This window comes from Aeromicrobium sp. (assembly GCF_014378035.1).
In the GTDB taxonomy this organism is placed as follows: domain Bacteria; phylum Actinomycetota; class Actinomycetes; order Propionibacteriales; family Nocardioidaceae; genus Aeromicrobium.
Genome location: NZ_JACMOM010000221.1, coordinates 1 through 2,364 on the forward strand (window position 1 = coordinate 1; position 2,364 = coordinate 2,364).

Sequence of the window (2,364 nt, forward strand, 5' to 3'; positions counted from 1 at the left end):
CTCACCGGGTTCACGCCGCACGTGTTCGCGCAGAAGCTGATCGGGTAACGCGCATGTAGACCACCAGTCTGTGCCTGAAAGCCCACATTTTTTTCCACACTTCACGAATGAGGACGACATGACTCTCGAACACGATTTCTTCGGCATTCTCGGCAGCGACGACGACGGCGAGGTGTACTGGTCGGACACGGCCGAACTCGGCGACGAGAGCGTCGAGGTAGACCTCAGCTCTCCGGACGAGGATTCGGTGTCGGTCGAGGCTCTCGACATCGCCGCGGCCATGATCCACGCGATCGAGGAGGTCGACTCCCAGGCTCGCGAGTCTCTCGTGGCCGACCTGTCCGCGGAGGGCTCGGTGACCGCGAAGTACATCGACCAGCAGGTCGACGAACTCGGGCCGGAAGCGCTCGGCAACGCCCTCATCTGGGATTCCGGCGACCAGCAGATCGATTTCTTGCGGTCGCTGCGCCTGCAGCGGGTGGGGTTCCACCCGCACCACAACGGCAACGAGGAGCACTTCGCCCTGCTGGACTACTCCATCAGCCCCGACGACACCGACGGCCTGCTCGTGGTGACCATCGATATCCACGGCGACACGATCGTCATCGCCACCGACACCTGACCCGCCGGGCGGCTGCGGTGTCGTCCGACTCCATGTTCCGCCGTGCGCCGGAAAGCTGCGCACCGAACTGTTCGTGCGCCCACAACCTGCACATGCGCCCGCGGTTCGGTAGTTGTCAACCTTTGTGAGACAAAAGGTGGGTGTTGATTCCTGTGGGTTGAGGTAACTGTGGGGGGTTGGGGGGCGCGTTGAACCGTCGGGGGTTGCGGGCGGCGTAGGCGTCGAGGTGGCGTTGGCGTCGTGCGTGGACGTGGATTGCAGTGCCGAAGAAGACGGATGCGGGGGTGTGTCGGCCGAGCCCGCTGTGGCGGTGTTCGGTGGCGTATTCGTGCAGGAACTCGCCGGTCCATGTGCGGGCGTCGTCGAGGCTGTCGAAGTTTCCCGGGCAGCTGGGGTCGTACTTGATGGTTTTGAACAATGACTCAGAGAAGGGGTTGTCGTCGCTGACCCTGGGGCGGGAGAAGGAGGTGACAACGCCTTTGCCGACGAGGGTGTCCACGAGGTCCTTGGAACGCATGGAGGAGCCATTGTCGGAGTGCACGACCTTCGGGGCACCGTGCTTTGCGATGGCGTCGGTGAACAACGCCACGGCCCGTTTCTTGGAGATGTAGGTCTCGATGCACCAGCCGATCGGGTAGCGGGAGAAGACATCGATGATCAGGTAAAGGTAGTACCGGGCGTGGTTGGTCGGCCCGCGGAGCTCAGTGATATCCCAGCTCCACAGGTCCCCGGGTTTGGTGGTGGCCACCGCCGGCGTGCGGCCTGAAGACGGGCTGCTGGTCCGAGTCTTTCGGCAGTCGCCGACCATCTTCTCAGCATTGGCGATCCGGTAGAAAGTGCGCTGGGAGCACGCCAGCTTCCCGGCGTCGAAGGCACGCCAATACGTTTGCACCACAGACAATTTCTCGTACTTCTTGTGGGTGAGCATGGTCAGAACCACGTCGCGTTCGTCTTGGTCCAGGGCTGCCGGTTGGTGGCGCTCTCGATGCGGTATCGGCTCCTCGACGGGACGATAATGCTGGTAGCCGCGGCTGATCCGGTAATACGTGGACCGCGGCAACCCGATCAGGAGGCACGCCTCCAAGACCGGCAGGGCCTTCTCGTCCGTCAGCGCCGTGACCGTCGCGATTAGGACAGCTTGCGTCGTTTCAGCCAGGTCGTGTACTCGTCGGCGGTCATCACTGCCGGCGGGATCGGTGTTGCTGTGTCGTTCGAGCTCGTGGTGATCCCTTCCAAGAGCTCGAATGCTTTTCCCAAGATTTGCTGGGCTGCTTCGGACTGCGCGACCTTCTTCTTCAAGGCCTCGTTCTCCGCTCGCAGCCGGGCTAACTCAGCACGATCACGACTATCCATTCTTGCCCGGGACCTTTCTGCAGTGGCGACCATCGATGCCGTCAATTGTCCCCCGTCGCGAGCTTTCAGCCAGCGATCTACGGTGCTTTTGCCCAGACCAAATTCGCGCATCAGCCGAACCTTCGACCCGCGTTCGACGCACTCGTCCCAGCGGCGCAAATACTCAATCCGAAAGGCAAGCGGAAACGATCGCCCGCCGGTGCTGGTCTTACCGATTATCAAATCGTTCATGTCGTGCTCCGATCTGCGCCCGATACCACGAGGTGTCTTACAACCATCATGGCAACTAACGGATTACAGGCGCACGTGCAGTTCTGAGGCGCATCAACCACGGACGGGTTAGCTAGGGCGCGGTCAGCTGGTGGTGCCGAGCTGCTCGACGGTGGCTC

General features: G+C 62.1%; 3 protein-coding genes. 1 reads left to right on the forward strand and 2 read right to left on the reverse strand.

The features are described 5' to 3' along the window. Nucleotides 1-118 precede the first annotated feature (118 nt). Nucleotides 119-622 (forward strand): DUF2004 domain-containing protein, encoded by a 504-nt coding sequence (locus H7290_RS11520; protein ID WP_290514160.1) that lies wholly within the window; start codon nucleotides 119-121, stop codon nucleotides 620-622. A 115-nt stretch (nucleotides 623-737) separates the two neighbouring features. Here the strand turns inward: H7290_RS11520 and H7290_RS11525 are convergent, their stop codons facing one another. Together H7290_RS11525 and H7290_RS11530 are read right to left on the reverse strand one after the other, a co-directional pair. After that, nucleotides 738-1,868 (reverse strand): IS3 family transposase, encoded by a 1,131-nt coding sequence (locus H7290_RS11525; RefSeq protein WP_366927628.1) that lies wholly within the window; start codon nucleotides 1,866-1,868, stop codon nucleotides 738-740. Then, nucleotides 1,751-2,206 carry a hypothetical protein gene (locus H7290_RS11530; RefSeq protein ID WP_290514161.1) on the reverse strand — a complete coding sequence of 152 codons (456 nt, stop codon included), beginning with the start codon at nucleotides 2,204-2,206 and terminating at the stop codon, nucleotides 1,751-1,753. The genes H7290_RS11525 and H7290_RS11530 overlap by 118 nt, the downstream gene beginning before the upstream one ends. Nucleotides 2,207-2,364 lie beyond the last annotated feature (158 nt).

Coding starts and splice junctions, on each gene's coding strand:
- H7290_RS11530 (WP_290514161.1), bottom strand. CDS start 2,206: ATGAACGATTTGATAATCGGTAAGACCAGCACCGGCGGGCGATCGTTT.
- H7290_RS11520 (WP_290514160.1), top strand. CDS start 119: ATGACTCTCGAACACGATTTCTTCGGCATTCTCGGCAGCGACGACGAC.